The sequence below is a fragment of the Streptomyces sp. NPDC111507 genome, from assembly GCF_055638955.1.
Genome location: NZ_JBVKBU010000005.1, coordinates 87,059 through 107,975 on the forward strand (window position 1 = coordinate 87,059; position 20,917 = coordinate 107,975).

Consider the following 20,917-nt stretch of genomic DNA (forward strand, 5'->3'; position numbering starts at 1 on the left):
CACGTCAAGGTCCGGCCAGGCGGGCGAGTTCGGTGCCGGCGAGCAGGAAGGCGCCCACGCCGAAGTTCGCGGTGCTGTCGTAGGTGACGGGCTGGCTGGATTCGGGGCGGTCGCCGACGTTCTGCACATAGCCGAGGAAGCCGTCGGGGTGTACGGCCGTGCTGACGAGGCCGTTCCAGGCGCGGGCCACGACCGGGAGGTGGGTACGCCGGTCGACCAGGCAGGCCCGGATCGCGTAGGAGGTGCCGTAGAGGAAGAAGGAGGTGCCGCTCGTCTCGGGGCCGGGCAGATGGGTGGCGTCGGCGAGGTTGACGTTCCAGAAGCCGTCGGTGCGCTGGATCCCGGCGACGGCCGTCACCAGACGTGCAAGGGTGTCGCGGTACTCACCGGTGTGCCGCTCAGCGGGCGGCAGCGCCTTGAGCGTCTTGGTGTGTCCGCCCGCCACCCAGCCGTTGCCGCGCGACCAGACCACCGGCTTGCCCGCGGGCGAGAGGATCCCGCCGGCGATCCCGGGGAGGAACCGCTTGTCCCGATACCAGAGCCCCGTCTCGGCTTCGTACAGGCCGGGTCCGCCCTCCACACGCTTGGTGTGGTCGTAGAGGGCGTACAGCTTCTGCCAGTACCGCGGGTCGCCGCGGAGCGCTCCGATCCTGGCGAACGGAGGCATCGCCATGTGCAGGGCGTCGTCCCACCACCAGTCGTCGTTCTTGTCCGGCTGGTCGGTGTAGACCATGCGGTGGAGCGACTCCTCGATGGCGGAGATCTTGCTCTCCTCCGGCTCGATCTCGTACAGGTCGAGGTAGGCCTGCCCGGCGTTGTGGTTGTCGGCATGGCGCGTGGTGACCCCGCCGTTGAGGCCGTACGCGTACTTCTCGGCCCAGTTCTTGGCGTACGCCAGATAGCGGGGGCTGCCGGTGAGGCGCTGGAGGGCGAGCAGTCCGCTGAAGAAGGTGGCGTTGGCCCAGCCGTTGTCGCCGGGGTCCGTGTGCGCGCCGATCCACTGATCGGCCACGCGCCGCAGGACGGCGACGACCGCGGCTCTCGAGGGCAGCGGCGCGGCGGGCGGAGCGGCTTGCGCGGTGCCCGTGAGGGCGGGCTGGAGCGAGGCGGCGGCCGCGAGGGCGGCACCACCGGTCAGCAGGCGTCGTCTACGCATATGAACAACTCCTACGGATGGGGACTCTCATCCTCAACACCCGTCTCAGCCGCTGTCCATGGCCCGTCGTCAACTTGTCGCGAATCAGACCAGGTTCACATCCTGATGCGATCTTCATGGAGCAGAACCCAGGCCGTACGGCCTCCCGCTCACAGCGGGCCATGTCGCCCACCAGGCCCCCGACCTCACGTTCCACGCCCGCAGAGCTACGGCGTGTGGTCATCCATGCCCTGGTCAGCACGGTCCGTGAGCTATGTTGAGTTCTCGTGGGACACGAAGGAGGCACATCGGTGCCATCGCCGCAGCAGGCACGCGCTCAGGCGTCTGCGATCACCTCGGGCAAGACGGCTCCGGAGGTGGGCGCGGCACCCACGTCCCAGCTCAGGGAATTGTTCGACGGCCCCCGGCTCTCGCCCGGACAGCGCCGTATCGCCCAGTACCTGATCGAGCACATCACCGAGGCGGCGTTCCTGTCGATCACCGATCTCGCCGAGCGCGTCGGGGTCAGCCAGCCGTCGGTGACCCGGTTCGCCGCGGCGGTCGGCTTCAGCGGCTACCCCGCGCTGCGGGAGAAACTGCAGGCCATCGCGCTCAGCACACTCTCCAGCACCCCGGGCGCACCCGCGGAGGACCACGGCAACGAACTGCAGTTGGCGGTGGACGCCGAGATCGAGAACCTGGAGAACCTGCGCCGCGACTTCGGCGATCCGGACCAGGTGATCACCATCGGCCGCGCGCTGTCGCAGTCGACGCCGCTCACCGTTCTCGGTCTGCGCATCTCGGTGTCGCTGGCCGAGTACTTCGCGTACGCCGCCCGCCGCATCCACCCCGATGTGCGGCTGGTGACGCGCGGCGGGAGCGTCGCCTACGACGCGCTGCTCCAGTCGCGCGAGGCGGGCGGAACCTGGCTGCTCGCCTTCGGGATGCCCCGTCATGCCCAGGAGACGCTGACCGCGGTGCGGGTCGCGCGCAGCGCGGGGCTGAAGGTCGCCCTGATCACCGACCTGGCGCTCGGGCCACTCGCGGACGAGGCCGATGCCACCTTCACCGTGGGCACCGGGGCCCGTCTCGTCTTCGACTCCTACGCCGCGCCCGTCATGATGTCGGCGGCGCTCCTCCAGGCCATGTCCGACGCCGATCCGGAGCGGACTCAGGCCCGGCTGGAGGAGTACGAGCAGATCGCGGAGCAGCACCAGTTCTTCCTCAAGGACTGACCCCGCGGGGCTCTCTCCCTCCCCCCTACACCCCGTACGCCCCCTGCCATCACCGCATCACGGGATCATTCGCCCATATCGCGGATGAATTTTTTCATGTCCTTGCGCATCCGGCGGTATATATAAATACTTCTCGCGGATGAGACCAGGAGGCCTCCGGGTCACGTCCTACGGCCATCCGGGGCCGTCCGCTCCTACCCGCATGGGGCCCCGGATGTTCGGACGGGCCCCGCGTGAGCGGGTGCCCGTGGCGGCGGCCCCGGCCATCCCCTAGACCGGGGCCGCCCCATAACCGCAGACCCTTGCCGCCGACGTAACCCGGAAGCGATGAACATGGCCCTGACGACGTACTCACCGATCACCTCGGACTGGCCGTGCCAGGTCAAGACCCCCGGCAGCTTCGACTGGGAGCGCTCCGCGACCAAGTGGCTGCGCGATCTGGTGCCGTCCCGCTACGCGAGCTACCCAGCGCTCATGAAGCACCCCGTGCTGCTCGGCCGCCACGCCCAGATCCAGGTGCAGCACGAGATCCGGGTCGCCCGGACCGCCCTGCAGACCGCCCGGGCCGAACTCCCCGCTCTCGGCCTGCACGAATCGGTCATCGAGCACACCATCAAGATGTACGCCGCCGAAGTGCTGCAGCTCAATCACATCGCCCGTAGCGTCCGAGCGGTGACCCAGGCGCTCGTCGACCACAGCGCCGGGCGAAACTGAGGTCCCGGGTCCAGGTGGTGGTCCCGGCGGGATCATCACCTGGAGACATCGTGGACACCCAGAGGCCGAGGACCGAACAGACCGCTGGAGCAGCGGAGAAAGCCGCGGGCTCGCGGGCGCTGGACGTGCGGTGGATCCACGGATCGCCGTCGGCCAAGCACAACACCGATCCCGACATCCAGGTCCACGCCCACGACGCGCACACGGTGATCCTGCGGCAGAACATGGCCGTCGACTACGAAGCGCCGTTCCTTTTCCTGCTGTTCGGCGAGACACGGGCCGTGCTGATCGACACCGGCGCCACGGCCTCGGCCGACTTCTTCCCGCTGCGCCGGGTGGTGGACGAGCTGATGGAGAGCCGGCTGGCCGCCCGACCCCGGGCGGGTTACGAGCTGTTGGTGTTGCACACCCACCCCCACGGCGACCACGTCGCGGGGGACGGACAGTTCGCCGACCGTCCGGGCACCACGGTCGTCGACGCGGCCCTCGACAAGGCCTGGCCGTTCTTCGGCTTCGACGACGACCCCGAGGGCGTCGCCCGCGTCGATCTCGGGGGCCGGGTCCTGGAGTGCCTGGCCACGCCGGGCCACCACGCGGCCGCGGTGACGTACTTCGACCCCTGGACCGGCTTCCTCCTCACCGGTGACACGGTCTACCCCGGCCGTCTATACGTCGAGGACTGGGCCGCGTTCACTCGCACCGTCGACCGCCTGCTCGACTTCTGTGCCGAACGGCCGGTCACGCACGTGCTCGGCTGCCACATCGAGATGTCCCGGCAACCGGGTGTGGACTATCCCGTCCGCACCACCTACCAGCCCGACGAGCCGCCCCTGCAGATGACGACGGGCCAACTGCACGACATCCGCGCGGCGATCGACACCGTCGGCGACCGCCCCGGACGGCACGTCTTCGACGACTTCGTTCTCTGCCGCCGTGATGTTCCCGACGGCCGGTAGGAGCCGTACGGCCGGATTGTCAGAGGCGCACAGTACGGTCCTGTCATGGCAGCCAGAATCGATCTGACCCTTGACTGTGCGGACGCGAAACTCCTCGCCGAGTTCTGGAAGACGGCACTCGGGTACATCGACGAGCCTCCGCCCGCTCCCTTCACCACCCGTGAGGAGTGGCTCGCGCAGTTCGACCTTCCGGAGGACGACTCCGAGGACGACGGCGCGTGGCTCTGCGATCCCGACGGCGTCGGCCCCCGCCTGTCCATCCTCAAGGTTCCCGAGCCGAAGACGGCGAAGAACCGCCTTCACATCGACGTGCGCGTGCCGGGACACGGCGGTCCCCAAGAGCGGTGGGCGCGGATCAGGACGGAGTCCGCGCGGCTCGTGACGGCTGGCGGCTCCGTCCTGGAGGAGTTCGACGGGCACCACGTGGTGATGGCCGACCCGGAGGGCAACGAGTTCTGCGTCGCCGCCGGCCCGGCCTGAATCGGCCGGTGTTCCGGGGGCGATACGAACCGGGCGAGCGGGAACACGAAGGGGAGGAACTGCCCTACGAGAGCACAGGACGGAACTCATGGACTCCACGGCATGGACGGTGGTCCTCATCGTCGCGATCCTGGGTGCCGCCGCGCTCGGGGTGGCGATCGCGGTCCTGGTACGGCTCGTGCGCACCCGCCGCGACCTCAGGCGCGCCGGGCTTCCGACCGGGTCCCGCTGGGTCTTCTGGGGTGCGGTCGCCTATCTCCTGCTGCCGACCGACCTGCTGCCCGACCCGATCTACCTCGACGACATCGGCGTACTCCTGCTCGCGCTGCGGTCGTTGCGCCCGCCCGAGACGATCGACGCACGCGGTGCCGCGGAGCGCGGGAACCCTCGGGAGCGAACGGGACGTTGACGGGGTGAGCGGGCGGGAAGCGGGTGCGCCCGTGTCGGTGGTCCGCGAGGACCGTCACTTCGACGGGCGGCACGATGAGCGAGTTGGTTCCCGGGGGCAATGTGCCCCTGCCGGGCGGCACCCTGACGATCCGGGTGCCGGGTCCCTTCGACGTCTCCGCGCTCATCACCGACGACAGCGGCAAGGTGCGCGGCGACGCCGACTTCGTGTTCTACAACCAGCCGACGGCACCGGGCGCCCGGCTCACCGGGGAGCACCTCACCGTCGACCCGCCGCGCCTGCGGTCCGGCGCGAGCCGCGTCACCGTGGTCGTCAGTCCGGCCGATCCCGGTACGCCGCTCGGCCGACTGCCCGCCCCCACCCTGCACGTCAGCGGTCCGGGCGGCCACACCCTCGCCCGGTTCACACCCCCGCGCCCACAGCGGGAGACCGTACTGCTGCTCGCCGAGATCTACCGGCGCGGCACGGCGTGGAAGCTGCGCGCACTGGGCCAGGGATACGCGGACGGACTGGCCGGCATCGCACGGGACTTCGGGGTCGAGGTCGCCGAGGATGCCACCGGGGACGAGCCGGCGCCGGTGGCGGCTCCCGACCCGGACGGCTTCCTCGACCTGGTCAACTCGGTGCGCGGCGCGGCCGGTTCCCCACCCGTCTCCCTCGACGCGCGGCTCGCGACCGCGGCCCGGGCCCACGCCTCCGACATGGCGGCACGCGGACTCCTCAGCTCCGAGAGCGCCCAGGGGATCTCCGTCTACCAGCGCATCACGTCCGCCGGATACGCGTATCTGACCGTCGGCGAGCACCTCGTCTCCGGCCCGCGCACCCCGGGCGAGTTCGTGGAGTACTGCCTCACCACCGAGAAGTCCCGCGACACGCTGTACAACCCGGCATACAGCCAGGCGGGGCTGGCGTACGTCCCCGGCCGTCGTTCTGGCGACATCTACTGGACGGCGCTGTGGGCCAGGCCCTTCAGCCGCGGGGGTCTGCGGCAGACGGCGGACGAGGTGGTCGCGCTGACCAACGCCGAGCGGGCCGCGGAGGGCCTGGCGCCCCTCGCAGTCGACGCCCTGCTCACCACCGCGGCCCAGGCGCACAGCGACGACATGGTCGCCCGCGCCTTCTACTCCCACACCTCCCCCGACGGCAGCCAGCCGTGGGACCGGGCCGCCGCCGCGGGCTCCGAACGCCGCACCATCGGGGAGAACATCGCGTGCGGCCAGCGCTCCCCCGCCGAGGTCGTCCGCGGCTGGATGAACAGCCCGGGCCACCGCGCCAACATCCTCAAGCCCGACTTCACCCACATAGGCATCGGCTTCGCGGGCGGCGGCACGGCGGGCACGTACTGGACGCAGCTTTTCGGCCGCTGAAGGATCTTTTCCGCTTTCCTTCGCGTCACATGCAACCCATCTGCCCCTCCTGCGCGTAGAGATGGTGCCGGCGTTCGCATCCGCGGCGCGGTACACAGAGGGAACTCGGGAGAAGAATCAGATGGTCTCAGGAACGGTGGGCAGAGGTACGGCGCTGGGCGCGGTGCTGTTGGCCCTCCTCGCAGTCCCCGTACAGGCCGGCACCGCCGCGGCCGCGGATCTGCCGACACCCGACGACGCCGGTCTGCAGGCGGTGTTGCACACGGCCCTGTCCCAGGGAGCCCCCGGTGCGATGGTGCGGGTCGACGACAACGGCACGGTCCACCGGCTGTCGGAGGGAGTCGCCGACCGGGCCACCGGGCGCGCGATCACCACGACCGACCGGTTCCGCGTCGGCAGCGTCACCAAGAGCTTCTCCGCCGTGGTCCTGCTGCAACTGGTGGACGAGGGCAAGCTCGACCTGGACGCTTCGGTGAACACCTATCTGCCCGGACTGCTGCCCGACGACCGGATCACGGTGCGCCAGGTGATGAGCCACCGCAGCGGGCTGTACGACTACACCAACGACATGTTCGCGCAGACGGTCCCGGGCTTCGAGTCCGTCCGCAACAAGGTCTTCAGCTACCAGGACCTGGTCACCCTGTCCCTCAAGCACGGGGTCACCAACGCACCGGGCGCGGCCTATTCGTACTCCAACACGAACTTCGTCGTCGCGGGCATGCTCATCGAGAAGCTCACCGGCCACGCCGTGGCCACGGAGTACCAGAACCGCATCTTCACGCCGCTGAACCTGACCGACACCTTCTACGTGCACCCCGACACCGTCATCCCGGGCACGCACGCCAACGGCTACCTCACGCCGGACGAGGCCGGTGGGGCCCTGGTCGACTCCACCGAACAGACGGTGTCCTGGGCGCAGAGCGCGGGCGCGGTCATCTCCAGCACGCGGGACCTGGACACGTTCTTCTCCGCGCTGATGAGCGGGCAGCTCATGTCCGCCGCGCAGCTCACGCAGATGCAGCAGTGGACGACGGTCAACAGCACCCAGGGGTACGGCCTCGGCCTGCGCCGCCGTGACCTGTCCTGCGGCATCTCGGTGTACGGGCACACGGGCACCGTGCAGGGCTACTACACGTACGCCTTCGCCTCGAAGGACGGCAAGCGCAGCGTCACCGCGCTCGCCAACACCTCGAACAACGTGAACGTGCTGAACACGATGGCCCGCACGCTGGAATCCGCGTTCTGCGGCAAGCCGACGACCGCGAAGCTGCGCAGCGCGACCTCCTCGGCGACCACCGTGGAGCGCCACGAGGACATCGCGCCGGGCATCGCCCGCGACTGACGCGCGAAGGTGCGGCCGGACCACCCGTCCGGCCGTACCCCTCCGCCGGGCAGGCCCCGGGACGGGCTCATGACTTCTTCAGGTCGGACCGGTAGGTCCGGTACAGGGCGCTGCCGTCGCCGCAGCGCCTCGGGGGCTCGCTGCACTTCTGGCAGGCGAGCAGGTGGTCGAAATACGCCCGGTAGCTGTGGGGGGCGAGCGTAGGGCGTTGCTGCGACATGACGTTCTCCCCGTGGACGGCGACCGCGACGCCCGTTATTGACCAATATTCAACAGCTTGATGAGCATAGGCGGAATGACCGGTCCCAGACCCGAGGTCGCCGGACCCTGGCCGAATCCCACGCACACACCCTGATACTGGTGGCATGGGATTCGCCGTCTTCATGACCCTGCCGGGACTGGTCATCCTGCTGACTCTAGCGGCCTTCGCGGACCAGCTGTTGCTGCGCGCCGGACGGGCCGGGCTTCTGCCGTGGCGGAACGGCGTGCGCCAGGGCCAGATATCCGCGACCGGCTTCGAGCAGTTGCACGCGAGTCTCTCACCGGGCAAGCACAACGAGCTCAAGGAGCGGCAGTCGGCCCTGGTGCTGCGGGACGACGAGGAGGACGGGGCACCCCCGCACCGTACGACGATCGACCTGGCGGGCGGGACTGCGATCGTGCGCAGGCCCCGCTCATGACCTTCGACGACCTCGTGGAGCGGGCCGCGGCGCTGGTGCGCCCCGGTCGGCGTGCGATTCTCGGGATCGCGGGAAGCCCTGGCGCGGGCAAGACGACGCTGGCCGAGCGTCTGGTCCGGGAGCTGAACGGCGAGGCGCCCGGCCGGGTCGCGCAGGTGCCGATGGACGGTTTCCATCTCGCGGACATCGAGCTGGACCGGCTGGGCCGCCGGGACCGCAAGGGCGCTCCGGACACCTTCGACGCGGCGGGGTACGCGGCGCTGTTGGGCAGGCTGCGTGACGAGGACGAGGACGACATCGTCTACGCGCCGGGCTTCGAGCGGACTCTGGAGCAGCCGATCGCGGGCGCCGTCCCGGTCTTCCGCAGCGCCCGTCTGATCATCACCGAGGGCAACTACCTCCTTCTGGGGGACGGGGCGTGGGCGCGCGTACGGTCACGGCTGGACGAGGTGTGGTTCTGCGAGCTCGACGAGGAAGAGCGTGTACGGCGTCTCGTCGCCCGCCACGAGGAGTTCGGCAAGGACCACGACACGGCAGTGGCCTGGGTGCTCGGCACGGACCAGCGCAACGCCGACCTGGTCGCCGCGACGCGGCACCGTGCCGACCTGGTGGTGGGCGCGGAGGTCACCGCCGCCGCAGTTCCAGCGCGGGTTCCCCTCGGTCATCACCCGCGGGATCCCCGATCAGTGCGGTGAACGCCTCGGTGCGGATCGTCAGGCCCGCCGGTGTGTCCGCGAAGGTGGGGGCGAGAGGGCCCGGGGAGCCGTAGCGCACGGCGAAGACGTGCAGGTCCCGCGGGGCGCCGGGAGCCGGTCCGGCTTCGAGTGCCGTGGAGGCGACGAGGTGGCGCCAGCCCTCGTCCGGGTTGCCGTAGCCGCGCGGGTCGGCGGCCAGGGCGAACGCCGCCAGCTCCTGGGTCGTCTCGGAGCGGGCGTCGAAGTGGTCCACGCCGTCCGCTCGTGGATGTGTCAGCGTGAGCGGGCCGGCAGAGGTCACGGCGGCCTCGGCGGTCCTGCGCACCCGGTCCCCGTCGTCGGTGGCGTACGGCAGTCCGGCGAGCAGGTACGGCGTCCCGTCGAGGCGTTCGACGGCGACCGTGCTCCACAGGCTCGTGCCGTCCGTGACGTACAGGGACCGGACATGGCGCAGGACGTGGTCGCGGCCGACGACCGGCTTGGTGACGAGCTTGGCGCTCAGGCCGTCGCTCTCCAGATCGCGCACCCGTACCTCGCCCATGGGGCGGCTCAGCAGGAAGCCGTCGACGACCGGACCGAAGCCGTGCTGGCGGTTGACCGCGGCGGGCAGGTAGTACGTGCCCGCCGCCTCGACCAGCGAAGGGGTCATCCGCTGGTCGAAGGCCACCGAGACCGTGCCCGCGCGCAGCTGATGCCGTGCGGGGTTCTTCGACGGCGTGCGGTGCCAGCGCGTGGCGTCCTGGATCTGCCAGACCAGCATGAACGCGAAGTGGCCGTCGACCGCGCCGTCCGGCCCGACCGCGTGCCGGCCCCAGCGGGTGTCGCCCCGATAGCGGCCGAGGTCGGCACCGATCCTGGCGCCGAAGTAGCGCAGTCCCAGGACGGACTCGAAACCGGAGTGCTGTTCGCTGTAGCGGGGGCCGCCGTTGTCGAAGCCGCCGTTCGGCAGCCGGGCGTCGATGTAGCGGGCGAGCGCGTCCCCGTCCTCGGCGAACATCTCCTCGCCGCTGATCCGATGGGCCTGGGCGAGGAAGGACAGGGAGATCGGGCCGTAGTTGTTGTCGTAGGCGCCGCCGTGCTCGGGCGGCAGCAGGGCGCCCCGGTCGAGGACGCGGTGGGCGCGGATCCTGTCGGTGTACAGGGCGAGCGCCCGCTCGCGGACCGGCTCCCCCTCCTCGGGTGGGAGGTGCCGTGCCAGCATCAGCCCGCCGGCCACACACCCGATCGCCTGGTTGCCGGCCTCCTGCGGGTTGAAGAAGGTGGCTTCGGTCAGCCAGCGCCAGTAGCCCTTCGCCAACTCGACGACCGCGGCCCGTTGTTCGTGGTCGACCAGGCCGTCCGAGAGGTCCAGGACGTTGACCGCCTGGAGCAGCGCCCACACCGTGCTGGGCCAGTCGCCGATCGGGTGCGCGCCCGGCGCCAGGACGTAACGGGCGTGCGGGAGGCCCGAGTCGCGGATCGTGAGGTTCGGGTAGCCGGGGTTGTCCTCGGTGTGGACGCGCTCGCCCAGATGGAAGGCGAGGCTGCGGCGGACCGCCTCAGGCAGCCGCGGGTCCCTGCCGCGCTGCCAGGCCAGGGCCAGCAGGGAGGTGACGCCGAGGGAGGTGTCGCCGATGTCGTCGGCGGCGTCGGGGTGTTCGAGGCTGCCCTCGGGGGTGAGGCGGGCCAGGGCCTGTTCGACGACGTCGGCGAGGACCGCGTCGTACGCCTCCTGGGTGTCCGGGAGGTGGTGCAGCGGGCCGCGCTGGTGGAGGAGGTGCACGGGTGGATCAGCCCTTCATGCCGGAGGTGGCCATGGCGTGGGTCGTCGGGGTCAGAAGACGGGTGCGGGGTGGCGGGCGCGGAGTGTGACGCTCAGTGTGTGAGAGCCGTGTCCACCGATGTAGACGCGGTTCCCGGTTGTCGCGTCGGTGCCGCCCGCCACGGTGTAGTCCTGCCCCGGGTCGTACCGCAGTACGTCGCTCAGGTCCGGCCCGGCGAGCGGTTCGCCTGCGTCGACGTCGACCTCGACCCGGATCTCGTCGTCACCGACCCGGTACGTCATCGGCGCGGTCGTCAGGCACCAGCGTCCGTCGCCGATCGGTACGGCGCCCTCCGGCACGCCGCCCGGCCGGAAGGTCAGTTCGAGGGCCCAGGGCACCCGTGGTCCGCTGATGTCGATCCGCAGGTCGGCACCGTCGTCCCTCAGGTCCGCCTCGACTCGGGTCGTGTGCGAGACCTCGTCCCGAGGCCGGTCCGGGAAGGCCATCGCGGCCGAGAAGCGTCCCTCGTCCGCCATCCGGTAGACGCCGTCGTCCCGCCTCCGGTCCGTCGGGAGCGGCTGATAGTAGGCGGCCGTGAGGGTTTCGGTGAGCAGGTAACGGTTGTCGGCGAGCCGTTGCATGCCGGCGGCGCGGAACGGGCCCAGGTCGAAGAATCCCCGTGAGAGGCGGACCGCGTCGAGGACGGCGTCGCCGGCGAACAGGCGCAGGAAGGTGGGATTGCAGGCCAGGCCCGAGCGGATGCGCCGGTGCTCGGGCACGTCCGAGCCGCCGTACAGGACGCTGTGCACGGTGGCGGAGGCACGCGAGGCAAGGCGCGCCGTGGTGATGTACCGGTCGCGGGGAAGGGGTTCCGGCGCCGGCGCCGGCAGCACGCGGCACAGGTCGGGGGTGAGAATGGTCTCGGCGAGCAGGTTGGGGTCGTCGACACCGCCGGCCGCCGCCCACCTCGTCGCCCGGCTGAAGTCGCCCCGGCCGGTACGGATCGCGAGCAGCCGGTAGTACGGCAGGTAGGGCGCCAGTGGGAACGGGTGGTTCTGGTCCTGCCGCCGCGAGTGGACGGTTTCCACCGTGCCGTCCGGTCTGATGAGGTCCAGGGTCGCGGCGAGGTTGCGTTCGACGGTGTCCCACAGGTCGGTGCGGCCGAGGACGTCGGCCAGGAGCAGCAGCGACGGGTTGGACACATGGGCCGCGTAGTTGGCGCTCCGCTCCGAGTACAGACCCTCCGCGTCGATGTCGACGCCCTCGGCGAGCCACGCGTCGACGCGGTCGAGCAGCCGACTGTCCGGGAACGACCGGTGCAGCCGGGCCAGCGCCGCGCACAGCTCCCAGCGGTGGTTCGGGGTGTGCACCCCACCGGTCAGGAGACCGCCGGAGGCGGCGCCGGCGATCTCGGCGAGCGCGGCCGTGACGTCGCGCAGTTCCGGCCCCGCGCCCGCGGCGAGGACGTGCGCGTCGCACACGTCGTTGACGGTGAACGCGGAGTCCGGCGGTGACTGCACGTTGTCACCGCCGGCGAAGAGGCCGGTGCTGGTCTGCGCGGCCCGGAGGGCACCGAGGTGGGCCATCGCGGCGGCGACGGCCCGCCCGCTGCCGTGCAGTGCCGAGTCCGTGGAACGGTACGCCGCGACCAGAGTCTTCACCCGGCGTGCCAGAGCGCGGTGGGTCACACCGGCGGCTTCCTCGTCGGGGCCGGCCGCCAGCGGGGCGGCCAGCCGGTCGGCTGCGCCGGCCACCGCGCGGACGAACTCGTGGTCGAGCGGGGCGGACACGGTCAGTCCTTCAGGCCGGCATTGATGTCGGCGCCCATGACGTAGCGCTGGAAGACCAGGAAGATGGCGATCAGCGGGATCATGGAGATGACCGATGCGCCGAGCAGTACCGACCAGTTGATGTTCTGAGCGCCGACGATGCTCTGGATGCCGATCTGCACGGTGAACTTGTTGGGGTCGTTCAGCATCAGAAGCGGCCAGATGTAGTCGTTCCACCGCCACTGGAAGGACAGGATGGCGAGGGTCAGCATGATGGGCCGGGAGAGCGGCACCATGATCCGCAGGAAGATCGACAGTTCGCGGGCGCCGTCGATGCGTGCGGCTTCCACGAGTTCGTCGGGAACCGTCAGGAAGAACTGGCGGAACATGAAGCATCCGGTGGCGGTGAGCACGGCCGGGAGGATGATGCCGGCAAACGAGTTGTAGAGGCCGAGGTTGCGGACCACCAGGAATTCCGGGGCGAGCATGACCTCGGACGGCAGCATCGTGGTGGCCAGGATGCAGATGAAGAAGACTTTGAGCCACTTGTTGTCGTACTTGGCCAGCGCGTACCCGGTGCAGCAGCTGACTCCCACCGTGAGGATCGTCGTGATCACGCACACGATGGCCGTGTTGATGAAGTACTGGGAGAAGTTGGCACTGCGCCACGCGGTCAGGTAACCCGACAGCGTGGGGTTGTGCGGAACCAGCGTCAGCGGATAGGAGAACAGGTCGCTGGCCGGCTTGAGGGAGCTGAGGATGAACCACAGCACCGGCAGCCCGTAGAGGCACGCCAGGATCCACAGCAGTGTCGTCGCGGGTACCGCCCGCCGGAACCCGCCACCGCCTGCGCCGCGGGGCCGCTTCTTGGAGACGGGCCGTCCGGGATCGGAGTCGACCGGGCGTGGCATGTCTGTGGTTGTCATCGGTTCTCCACCCGCCGGTTGACGATCAGCTGGATGATCGCGACGGCCATCAGGATGAGCATGAGCACGAATGACGCGGCGCTCGCGTAGCCGATCTGGCCCCGTTTGAAACCGGTCTCATAGATGTACTGGACAAGCAGGTTGTTCGACGTGCCGGGTCCGCCGTTGTTGAGGGCGACGAACACCGGGTATTCCTTCATCGCGTTGATCGTGTTGAGCAGGATGACGATGAACGAGGTGGGCGCGATGCTCGGCAGCGTGATGCTGATGAACTGGCGCCATGGGCCGGCGCCGTCGAGCGAGGCCGCCTCGTAGTACGACACCGGTACGTTCTTGATCGCCGCGATGAACAGCAGCATCGAGAAACCCGTCCAGGCCCAGGATGCCGCCATCACCACCACGATCAACGACAGGTCCGCGTTCGACTGCCACGGAACGGCACTTCCGCCGAGCTTCTCGATGACGTAGTTGACCAGCCCGAAGTTCTCACCGAACAGCCACCGCCACAGGACACCCACGACGATGGGCGACAGAAGCCATGGGATGAAGAAGATGACGCGGGCGACCGACGCGCCCTTCGCGTGCTTGCTCACCAGCAGGTTGGCGGTGAGCAGCGAGACCGCGAAGTTCAACGGTACGAAGAGCACGGCGTACAGCAGCGTCCGGCTCAGCGCGTCGTAGAAGGTGGAGTCCCCGAACAGGTGGTGGTAGTTGTCCAGTCCGATGAACTGGAACGCCCCCACACCCGTGTAGTTCGTGAAGGAGTAGAGGAGCCCGATCACCGCCGGCCAGACGAAGAACAGCGCGAAGAGCACGACATTGGCCGCGATGAGGACGAGCGGCGCAAGGGTGTACTTACTGCGTCTCCTGGGCGGGCTCGCGGACACGTCCGAGGCGCGTTTTGTCATCTTCCTGACTCCGTGCTGGTGGAATGGATTCCTGTGGGCTCACGCCATGGGCCCGGCATTGGCTGGGCGCCCAGGCCGGGCGGCGGTGTCTCGACCCCGCCGCCCGGCCCTCTGGCCTACGATCCGCTGCCGACCTGCTGGTTGTAGCCGGCCACGATGTTCTCCAGGGCCTTGTCGGCCGACTGCTGGCCGTTGATCGCCTTGCCGAGCTCCGTCTTGGTCGGGTCCTCGGTGAGGCTCTTGCCCTTCAGCACCCAGTTCGTCTGCGCGCCGTTGAAGTAACCCGAGATCGGGGCGTAGAGCGGGATCTCCTCGTTGTACAGCTTGAACGCCGCCTGCGCCGCGTCGGAGGTGAAGGGGTACTTCGGGGTCAGGCCGCTCTCGACCGGCAGGAACCCGGACGCCTCACACAGCGCCTGGTAGTGGGCCGGCTCGTACAGCCAGGACAGGAACTTCGTCGCGGCCTTGGCCGCGTCACCGTTGTTGTTGAAGCCCACCGTCATGCCGCCGCTGTTGACGTCGCTGGCCTGCACCGGCTGGGCGGGAGTCGGGACGCTCGCCCACTCGAACTTCTTGATGCTCTCCGCGAAGGCGGGAACCTGCCACACGCCGGACCAGTAGGCGACCACGTCACCGCTCTGGAACATGGCCGACGGGTCGGCGCCGCTGGTCCACACCGACTTCGGCATGGTCTTGTCGTCGTTCAGTCCGACGAAGTAGTTCACGGCCTTCTTGGTCGCCGCGTCCACCGAGAACTTGCCGGAGGAGTCCGCGTGGACGTACTGCCCGCCCATCTCGTACACCATGGCGCGCAGCCGGGACGGCGACTGGTCGAACGTCAGGGAGTACTTGGCGCCGGTCTTCTCCCGGACCTTGTTCGCCGCGGCGATGAAGTCGGTCCAGGTCCAGGTCTTCGAGGGCGAGGTCGGGACGTCGACCCCGGCCTTCTTGAACAGCGTCTCGTTGATGAACAGGCCGGACGCGGTGACGTCCGAGGGGATGGACAGCACCTTCCCGGACGAGTCCTTGGCGAGGAAGTTGGCGTTGATCTTGTTGGTCTTGTTGTTGGCGATGGAGCTGAGGTCGATCAGCTTGCTCGACCAGATCGGGTCCAGCGCCGGCACGGCCGCCACGTCGGGCAGGGAATTCGCCTGCGCGGCGTTGTGCAGCTTCGTCGCGTAGCCGTCGTAGGGGATGTTGACGAGCTTGACGTTGACGCCGGTTTCCTTCTTGTACTCCGCGACCATCTTCTTCCAGCCCGCGTCCTGCCCCGGAACCGTGGAGATCCAGAACGTCAGGGACTTCGCGTTCCCGCCCGAGCCGGACCCCGACCCGCAGGCGGAGAGCAGCAGGGCTCCTGCCGTGGCCACGGCAGCGAGAGGAACCAGGCGGCGCATGCCGCCGCGGCCGAGTCGGCGAGAGTGCCGCACACCCACAGTGGTCATCTTCAATCCCTTTTCGTCGTAGCGGAAGAAGCACGGCGCCAGCCGAGGCGGCACGGGTGCATTTTGCGGGGGATTTCGCTTTCCGGGGGCACGGCCTCGCCCGGCCGTGTCGCCTTGACGGGTGGGGTCCCCGGCCATGAAGGCCGACGTCGCACAAGCACGCCCTCGTGCGGCTGCCGTACTTCGCGTACGGGCTGAAGGCTCACCCGGAGTCGGCGTCCCGGCCGACTTAGAAAGCGCTTGTCCGGACATTGGCAGACCGATAAGGAAGCCGTCAATCCTTCATCTGCGCGCCTTCGGTCACGGTTTGGACTCCCTTGGCCACCGCGAGCCGGGCGGCACCCACCACGGTACCGAGATCGCCGATCTGGCTGCTGACCACCTCGGTGGGCCAGCTGAGCCGGCCCAGTTCGGCCCGTACCCCGGGCAGGAGCTGGGGATCCGCGCCGGTGCTGCCGCCGAGGACGATCAGTCCCGGATCCAGTACGGCTGCCACCGCGGCGGCCAGCCGGCCCACGTCGGCGGCGTGCCGGGCGACGAGCCCACGGGCGGGTTCCCGACCCGCCGCGGCCAGCGCGAAGAGCCGCTCGACGGTACGGGGGCGGGGGCCGTCGGTATCCCGCCAGGCCTCGGCGGCCCGGCGCAGCAGGGCGTGCGAGCCGACGTAGGCCTCCAGGGCCTCCTGACGGGGCTCCCGGTCGTCGTCCCAGGGATACGGCAGCCGGGCCAGCTCACCGGCCGCGCCATTCGCCCCGCGCAGCACCTGGCCGCCGATGACGATGCCGAGACCGACACCGACACCGATCCGCAGATAGCCGAAGGTACGACGGCCCCGGGCGGCGCCCTCATGCAGTTCGGCGAGGGCCGCGCAGTTGACGTTGTTCTCCAGGTGGACCGGCACGCCCGCCGGCAGCGCGACGGACACGGCGTCGAAGGCGGGCCCGGCCTTGGCGGTCGCCGGGCGCATGCCGGTGCCCGCGCGGTCGGGCTCGGTGACGTCACCGACGGCGACCACGATGGCCCGCAGCGGGGCGCCGGCGGGCAGCGCGGCCAGCGCCTCGCGCACGGCGTCGGGGGCCCTGGTCCGGGGGGTGGTTGCCTCGGCGAGCAGGGTGCCGTCCAGGGCGCAGCCGCGCACCCGGGTGCGGGCCGGGCCGAGGTCCACGGCGAGGACCGAGCCGGAGGCGGGCCCGAGCCCGTAGACGGCGGCCGAGCGGCCGGTACCGCTGGACGCGGTGCCGGAACAGGCGGCCAGCCGGGCGCTCTCCAGTTCCGCGACGGCGGCGGAGACCGTCGGCTTGGACAGGCCCGCGAGGCTCGCGAGCTGCGGCCGGGTGGCACGGCCGGCCTCGGCCAGCACGGCGAACACCGCACCGGCGCTCTCGGTGAGGCGGGGAGCCTCAGCCACGACGTGTTCCACAGTTCCCCCATGGGTCAGGGGCCGCACTCCCCGGGTGACGGGATGCGGCGATGCGATGCCCTCGTGCCGCGCGGTCCCGCCCTGCGGCGGCGTCCCGTTGATCGACTGCGTGACAACTCTTGACGCACTGTACTTAGTTAGTTAACTTCCTAACTAAGTCCACGGTACTCGCCTGCCGTGCTCCGCAAGAAGCCCGTCCCGGGGCTTCCCGACTTGTTCGGCTCCCGCAACCTCGGTTCTGCCAGATACGGTTCGCCCGCCGTCCCGGCACAGTGCCATGCTCTTCGGCGCTCTTCGCCCAGACGACGAAAGAGGATCCGTGCAGGACCTTTCTTCCTCCCCGCTCCTGGTCGGTATCGACGTGGGTGGCACCAAGACCCATCTGCGCGCGCTCGTCGGCGCGGACCCGGTCGCCGATCACGTCCGGCCGAGCAGCGGCTGGCGGCCGCACGAACCGGCCGCCGCCGCCCGCTGGCTCACGGCACTGGTCCACGAGGCCCTGCCCGTCGGCACCCGCCCAGCCGCACTGGCCGTCGGCGGACACGCCTGTGAGACCCCCCGCCAGTGCGCCGGCATCGCCGCCGCGCTGCGAGAGGTCCTCGACATGCCCGTCCTGGTGGTGGGCGACGCCGAACTCCTCGTTCCCGCCGCAGGGCTGGACAAGGGTGTCGGTCTCGTGGCCGGCACCGGTTCGGTGGCGGTGGGGCGACTGGCCGACGGCAGCCCCGTTCAGGTCGGCGGCTGGGGCGCGGCGCTCGGTGACGAGGGCGGCTCCGCCGGTCTCGTACGGGAAGCGGCGCGCGCCGTGTGGGCGGCGCACGACCGTGGTGAAGCCCCGGACGAACTCGCCCAGGGGCTCATCACGGCGTTCGGGGTGAGCGAGGTGCCCGCCCTGGGCGCCGCGCTGGAGAGTGCCACGGACGTGTCGGCCGAGTGGGGTCGGCACGCGCCCGTCGTGTTCGCGGCCGCCGAGCGGGGTTCCCTGATCGCGCGGTCAGTGATCGCGGACGGGGGCCGGTCCCTCGCCGCGCTCGTCGTGCGGCTCGCCGAGCGCGGGGTCGCCGTCGACGACGTGGTGGTCGCCGGCGGCACTGTGCTCTCCCAACCCGCCCTGTACACCTCCTTCACGACATCACTCGCCAAGTCCCTACCCGGGGCACGACCCAGGCCACTGCGGGCGGCGCCCGTCGAGGGGGCGTTGGCGTTGGCGCATGCCCTCATGTGAGGGGACGGGGTGGCGCGACGCTCGCGGGGCGACCGCCGCCCCGCGGGCCAGCATGCGTTGCCGCGGTGCGGGCGCCTGACAAGTAACGTGCGCTGGAGGCGCGTTCGCCCGCACAGCGGGTGCACAGGGTCGGCGCATTCGTCCGTACGACACTTTGCCGCCCCCCACGCTTCGCAAGCGTGACATGAATCGGCCGTAGATCTTCGCTCGTATGACTCGTCCTCACCACAGGGGCACAGTCGCTTCACGACTTCACCCGGCTGTCGGAGGACCCAATCCACTCAGGAGAGGCACATCCATGCCGTCATCAGCCGGGCAGCAGTCCACCCCTTCGGCCCCCGTCCGTGAACGCGCCCTGAACCGACGGGTGTTCCTGCGCAACTCGCTCGGCGCCTCGGCGGGGCTGCTGGCCGCTCCGACCGTCGTCACCTGGCTCGCCGCCGCGGACGCGAAGGCCGCGACGCGCCCCGCCGCCTTCGTGGACGACTACACCACCAACGTCCTCGCCAACCTGACGCCCGAGACCAACGCGGTGGTCCGGATCCTCGGCGGCATGAGCAAGGTGTGGAAGACCGGCGGTGCCTGGAACACGGGCACGCCGCTCATGCCCGAGGTGCTGCGCGCCAACATGCGTTACTGCGCCCACATCACGCACGCCCGCACCGACGTACAGGCGAAGGAGGCGTTCATCTACGACCGGCAGCACCAGAGTTACGCGATGATCGCCGCACTGGGCCCGCTGGCCGACCTGTACAAGACGGGTGCCAAGGCGGTCACCTCCATCACCAGCGCTCCTGACGGCACTCCTGCCGGCAAGATCAACGACGCGGTGCCGGCCGACGCTCCGGCGGGCTCCGCGCAGGGCGCCGGTTCGCACGACTCGGCGCTCGGCAAGGTCGCCGAGCTGGTGGACACGGTGCGCGGCCCGTACGCCTCGGGCAACCCTGGCAAGTACGCCTTCCAGTACCCGCGTCCGTGGCGTATGAACGAGAACAGCGAGGTCGTCGACACGGGGAAGGTCGACGCCCTCGGCTTCCCGGTCTACGACTCCGAGGTGATCGTCGCTTCGCAGCTGCTGTGGCAGCGCGGCACGACCGCGGTCGACGACGGCGGCTTCCCCAGCGGCCACACCAATGCCTTCCACCTGGCGGGGCTGGCGTACGCGTACGCGGTGCCCGAGCGCTTCCAGGAGCTGGTGGCGCGCGCCTACGAGCTGAGCCACACCCGGATCATGGCGGGCATGCACTCCACCGTCGACGTCATCGGCGGCCGGATCATGGCCACGGCCCTGGCCGCCGCCACGCTGGCCGACCCGGCCAACGCCGCCCTCAAGGCAGCGGCACGCGCCCAGGCTTCCGCGTACTTCCAGCAGCAGACCGGTTCGACGGCGGACACCCTGTACGCCTACGCGCACTCCGCGAGCGCCGCCACCGACCCGTACGCCGACCGGGCCGCCAACGCCCGCGCGCTCACGCCCCGGCTGACGTACGTCCTCACCCGGCACGGCCGCTCCGAGGGCATGACCGTGCCCAAGGGCGCCGAGGTCCTGCTGGAGACGCGGCTGCCCTACCTCGACGCCGCCCAGCGCCGCGAGGTGCTCCGCACGACCGCCCTGCCCTCCGGGTACGTGCTCCTCGACGGCTTCGAGCAGTGGGGCCGGCTCAACCTGTTCGCTGCGGCGGACGGGTACGGGGCCTTCGAATCCGACGTGAACGTCACCATGAACGCCGCGGACGGGGGCTTCAGCGCGGCCGACACCTGGCGCAACGACATCTCCGGGTGCGGCCGACTGGTCAAGCGCGGCACCGGTGCGCTGACCCTGACGGGCCACAACGCCCACACGGGCGGCACCGTGCTGGAGGAGGGCGTGCTGACGGCCGGTTCGTCGGGTGCGCTGGGGTGCGGCGACGTGCGGGTGGACGGCGGGACCCTGCGGGTGAGTGCGGCGTCGTCCCCGCGCGTGCGCGGCAGCTACACGCAGGCGTCCGGCGCGAGCCTGGAGGCGACGCTCCGTGCCGGCCGCGTGCCCGCGCTGACGGTGGAGCGACGGGTGGTACTGAGCCGGGACAGCGCGCTCACGCTGCGGCTGGACGCCGACCACCCGCCGGTCCACGGCACCACCGTCCCGGTGCTCAGGACGTCGTCGCTGCGAGGCCAGTTCGCCCGTATCACGGTCCAGGCGGACGGATACCGGGCCGTGCCCGTGTACTCGGTGGACGGGCTGTCCGTACGACTCGTACAGCGCTGATCCCCGCCCTGGGGACGAGCTGAGTGACAGGACCCGTGGACCGTGCGTGAACGGTCCACGGGTCCTCTTCATTCCGTGCGCCTTGTTCCGTGCGCCTTCGTTCCCGTGCGTCCTCGTTCCCGTGCCTCCTCGTTCCCGTGCCCTTTCGGCCCCGTGCGCCGCGTCCGATTTCCGCCAGCCAAGGCGGCGGTCATGGCGCAGAGTGGACAGCGGAGACACAC

The 20,917-nt window shown here is 70.3% G+C and carries 19 protein-coding genes; 11 read left to right on the top strand and 8 right to left on the bottom strand.

All coding sequences use genetic code 11. The features are described from left to right. Positions 1 to 4: 4 nt before the first annotated feature. Positions 5 to 1,156, bottom strand: coding sequence for a glycoside hydrolase family 88 protein (locus ACZ7M2_RS21520; protein WP_471596602.1), 1,152 nt, complete (start codon positions 1,154 to 1,156; stop codon positions 5 to 7). Between the two features lie 290 nt (positions 1,157 to 1,446). On the opposite strand from ACZ7M2_RS21520, the gene ACZ7M2_RS21525 reads away from it, so the two are divergent. The 7 genes from ACZ7M2_RS21525 to ACZ7M2_RS21555 all read left to right on the top strand — a co-directional run bounded on the left by ACZ7M2_RS21525 (position 1,447) and on the right by ACZ7M2_RS21555 (position 7,638). After that, a complete protein-coding gene (locus tag ACZ7M2_RS21525; protein ID WP_403698795.1) occupies positions 1,447 to 2,370 on the top strand; it encodes a MurR/RpiR family transcriptional regulator in 924 nt (307 codons plus the stop codon). Positions 2,371 to 2,703: 333 nt separating this feature from the next. After that, positions 2,704 to 3,084, top strand: a complete 381-nt coding sequence (locus ACZ7M2_RS21530) for a hypothetical protein (RefSeq protein ID WP_471597005.1) — start codon at positions 2,704 to 2,706, stop codon at positions 3,082 to 3,084. A 50-nt stretch (positions 3,085 to 3,134) separates the two neighbouring features. Beyond that, positions 3,135 to 4,040 carry an MBL fold metallo-hydrolase gene (locus tag ACZ7M2_RS21535; protein ID WP_471596603.1) on the top strand — a complete coding sequence of 302 codons (906 nt, stop codon included), beginning with the start codon at positions 3,135 to 3,137 and terminating at the stop codon, positions 4,038 to 4,040. A 45-nt stretch (positions 4,041 to 4,085) separates the two neighbouring features. Next, positions 4,086 to 4,520, top strand: coding sequence for a VOC family protein (locus ACZ7M2_RS21540; RefSeq protein ID WP_471596604.1), 435 nt, complete (start codon positions 4,086 to 4,088; stop codon positions 4,518 to 4,520). Between the two features lie 88 nt (positions 4,521 to 4,608). Next, complete coding sequence (locus tag ACZ7M2_RS21545) at positions 4,609 to 4,929, top strand: DUF1232 domain-containing protein (RefSeq protein WP_471596605.1); 321 nt, start codon at positions 4,609 to 4,611, stop codon at positions 4,927 to 4,929. Positions 4,930 to 5,003: 74 nt separating this feature from the next. Next, the gene (locus tag ACZ7M2_RS21550) at positions 5,004 to 6,296 is read left to right on the top strand and encodes a CAP domain-containing protein (RefSeq protein WP_471596606.1); all 1,293 of its coding nucleotides are present in this window, start codon (positions 5,004 to 5,006) and stop codon (positions 6,294 to 6,296) included. Between the two features lie 121 nt (positions 6,297 to 6,417). Then, a complete protein-coding gene (locus ACZ7M2_RS21555) occupies positions 6,418 to 7,638 on the top strand; it encodes a serine hydrolase domain-containing protein (RefSeq protein WP_471596607.1) in 1,221 nt (406 codons plus the stop codon). A gap of 67 nt (positions 7,639 to 7,705) precedes the next feature. Here ACZ7M2_RS21555 and ACZ7M2_RS21560 read toward each other — a convergent pair whose 3' ends face one another. After that, complete coding sequence (locus tag ACZ7M2_RS21560) at positions 7,706 to 7,858, bottom strand: hypothetical protein (RefSeq protein WP_164331877.1); 153 nt, start codon at positions 7,856 to 7,858, stop codon at positions 7,706 to 7,708. Positions 7,859 to 8,003: 145 nt separating this feature from the next. Here ACZ7M2_RS21560 and ACZ7M2_RS21565 point away from each other — a divergent pair, with 145 nt between their 5' ends. Together ACZ7M2_RS21565 and ACZ7M2_RS21570 are read left to right on the top strand one after the other, a co-directional pair. Beyond that, a complete protein-coding gene (locus ACZ7M2_RS21565; protein WP_471596608.1) occupies positions 8,004 to 8,318 on the top strand; it encodes a DUF6191 domain-containing protein in 315 nt (104 codons plus the stop codon). After that, positions 8,315 to 9,013, top strand: a complete 699-nt coding sequence (locus tag ACZ7M2_RS21570) for a nucleoside/nucleotide kinase family protein (protein ID WP_471596609.1) — start codon at positions 8,315 to 8,317, stop codon at positions 9,011 to 9,013. The genes ACZ7M2_RS21565 and ACZ7M2_RS21570 overlap by 4 nt, the downstream gene beginning before the upstream one ends. Here ACZ7M2_RS21570 and ACZ7M2_RS21575 read toward each other — a convergent pair. The 6 genes from ACZ7M2_RS21575 to ACZ7M2_RS21600 all read right to left on the bottom strand — a co-directional run bounded on the left by ACZ7M2_RS21575 (position 8,943) and on the right by ACZ7M2_RS21600 (position 17,211). Next, the gene (locus ACZ7M2_RS21575) at positions 8,943 to 10,775 is read right to left on the bottom strand and encodes a hypothetical protein (protein WP_471596610.1); all 1,833 of its coding nucleotides are present in this window, start codon (positions 10,773 to 10,775) and stop codon (positions 8,943 to 8,945) included. The two genes, ACZ7M2_RS21570 and ACZ7M2_RS21575, sit on opposite strands and share 71 nt — an antisense overlap. A gap of 51 nt (positions 10,776 to 10,826) precedes the next feature. Beyond that, positions 10,827 to 12,545, bottom strand: a complete 1,719-nt coding sequence (locus tag ACZ7M2_RS21580) for a hypothetical protein (RefSeq protein ID WP_471596611.1) — start codon at positions 12,543 to 12,545, stop codon at positions 10,827 to 10,829. A 2-nt stretch (positions 12,546 to 12,547) separates the two neighbouring features. Continuing rightward, positions 12,548 to 13,450 (bottom strand): carbohydrate ABC transporter permease, encoded by a 903-nt coding sequence (locus ACZ7M2_RS21585; RefSeq protein WP_471596612.1) that lies wholly within the window; start codon positions 13,448 to 13,450, stop codon positions 12,548 to 12,550. After that, positions 13,447 to 14,358: a carbohydrate ABC transporter permease gene (locus tag ACZ7M2_RS21590; RefSeq protein ID WP_471596613.1), complete on the bottom strand. Its 912-nt coding sequence runs from the start codon at positions 14,356 to 14,358 to the stop codon at positions 13,447 to 13,449. Before ACZ7M2_RS21590 ends, ACZ7M2_RS21585 begins: the two co-directional genes overlap by 4 nt. Positions 14,359 to 14,474: 116 nt before the next feature. Further along, positions 14,475 to 15,803, bottom strand: coding sequence for an ABC transporter substrate-binding protein (locus ACZ7M2_RS21595; protein ID WP_471596614.1), 1,329 nt, complete (start codon positions 15,801 to 15,803; stop codon positions 14,475 to 14,477). A 274-nt stretch (positions 15,804 to 16,077) separates the two neighbouring features. Continuing rightward, the gene (locus ACZ7M2_RS21600; RefSeq protein WP_471596615.1) at positions 16,078 to 17,211 is read right to left on the bottom strand and encodes an ROK family transcriptional regulator; all 1,134 of its coding nucleotides are present in this window, start codon (positions 17,209 to 17,211) and stop codon (positions 16,078 to 16,080) included. Positions 17,212 to 17,542: 331 nt separating this feature from the next. On the opposite strand from ACZ7M2_RS21600, the gene ACZ7M2_RS21605 reads away from it, so the two are divergent. Together ACZ7M2_RS21605 and ACZ7M2_RS21610 are read left to right on the top strand one after the other, a co-directional pair. Next, entirely contained in the window at positions 17,543 to 18,448 is a 906-nt protein-coding gene (locus ACZ7M2_RS21605) for an N-acetylglucosamine kinase (RefSeq protein WP_471596616.1), read from the top strand. A gap of 298 nt (positions 18,449 to 18,746) precedes the next feature. Continuing rightward, positions 18,747 to 20,696: a phosphatase PAP2 family protein gene (locus ACZ7M2_RS21610; protein WP_471596617.1), complete on the top strand. Its 1,950-nt coding sequence runs from the start codon at positions 18,747 to 18,749 to the stop codon at positions 20,694 to 20,696. Positions 20,697 to 20,917: the final 221 nt, after the last annotated feature.

What these genes read in the sequence shown, in the direction of transcription:
- ACZ7M2_RS21520 (WP_471596602.1), bottom strand. Translation starts at nt 1,156, where the DNA reads ATGCGTAGACGACGCCTGCTGACCGGTGGTGCCGCCCTCGCGGCCGCC.
- ACZ7M2_RS21530 (WP_471597005.1), top strand. Translation starts at nt 2,704, where the DNA reads ATGGCCCTGACGACGTACTCACCGATCACCTCGGACTGGCCGTGCCAG.
- ACZ7M2_RS21540 (WP_471596604.1), top strand. Translation starts at nt 4,086, where the DNA reads ATGGCAGCCAGAATCGATCTGACCCTTGACTGTGCGGACGCGAAACTC.
- ACZ7M2_RS21545 (WP_471596605.1), top strand. Translation starts at nt 4,609, where the DNA reads ATGGACTCCACGGCATGGACGGTGGTCCTCATCGTCGCGATCCTGGGT.
- ACZ7M2_RS21550 (WP_471596606.1), top strand. Translation starts at nt 5,004, where the DNA reads ATGAGCGAGTTGGTTCCCGGGGGCAATGTGCCCCTGCCGGGCGGCACC.
- ACZ7M2_RS21555 (WP_471596607.1), top strand. Translation starts at nt 6,418, where the DNA reads ATGGTCTCAGGAACGGTGGGCAGAGGTACGGCGCTGGGCGCGGTGCTG.
- ACZ7M2_RS21560 (WP_164331877.1), bottom strand. Translation starts at nt 7,858, where the DNA reads ATGTCGCAGCAACGCCCTACGCTCGCCCCCCACAGCTACCGGGCGTAT.
- ACZ7M2_RS21565 (WP_471596608.1), top strand. Translation starts at nt 8,004, where the DNA reads ATGGGATTCGCCGTCTTCATGACCCTGCCGGGACTGGTCATCCTGCTG.
- ACZ7M2_RS21570 (WP_471596609.1), top strand. Translation starts at nt 8,315, where the DNA reads ATGACCTTCGACGACCTCGTGGAGCGGGCCGCGGCGCTGGTGCGCCCC.
- ACZ7M2_RS21585 (WP_471596612.1), bottom strand. Translation starts at nt 13,450, where the DNA reads ATGACAACCACAGACATGCCACGCCCGGTCGACTCCGATCCCGGACGG.
- ACZ7M2_RS21590 (WP_471596613.1), bottom strand. Translation starts at nt 14,358, where the DNA reads ATGACAAAACGCGCCTCGGACGTGTCCGCGAGCCCGCCCAGGAGACGC.
- ACZ7M2_RS21595 (WP_471596614.1), bottom strand. Translation starts at nt 15,803, where the DNA reads ATGACCACTGTGGGTGTGCGGCACTCTCGCCGACTCGGCCGCGGCGGC.
- ACZ7M2_RS21610 (WP_471596617.1), top strand. Translation starts at nt 18,747, where the DNA reads ATGCCGTCATCAGCCGGGCAGCAGTCCACCCCTTCGGCCCCCGTCCGT.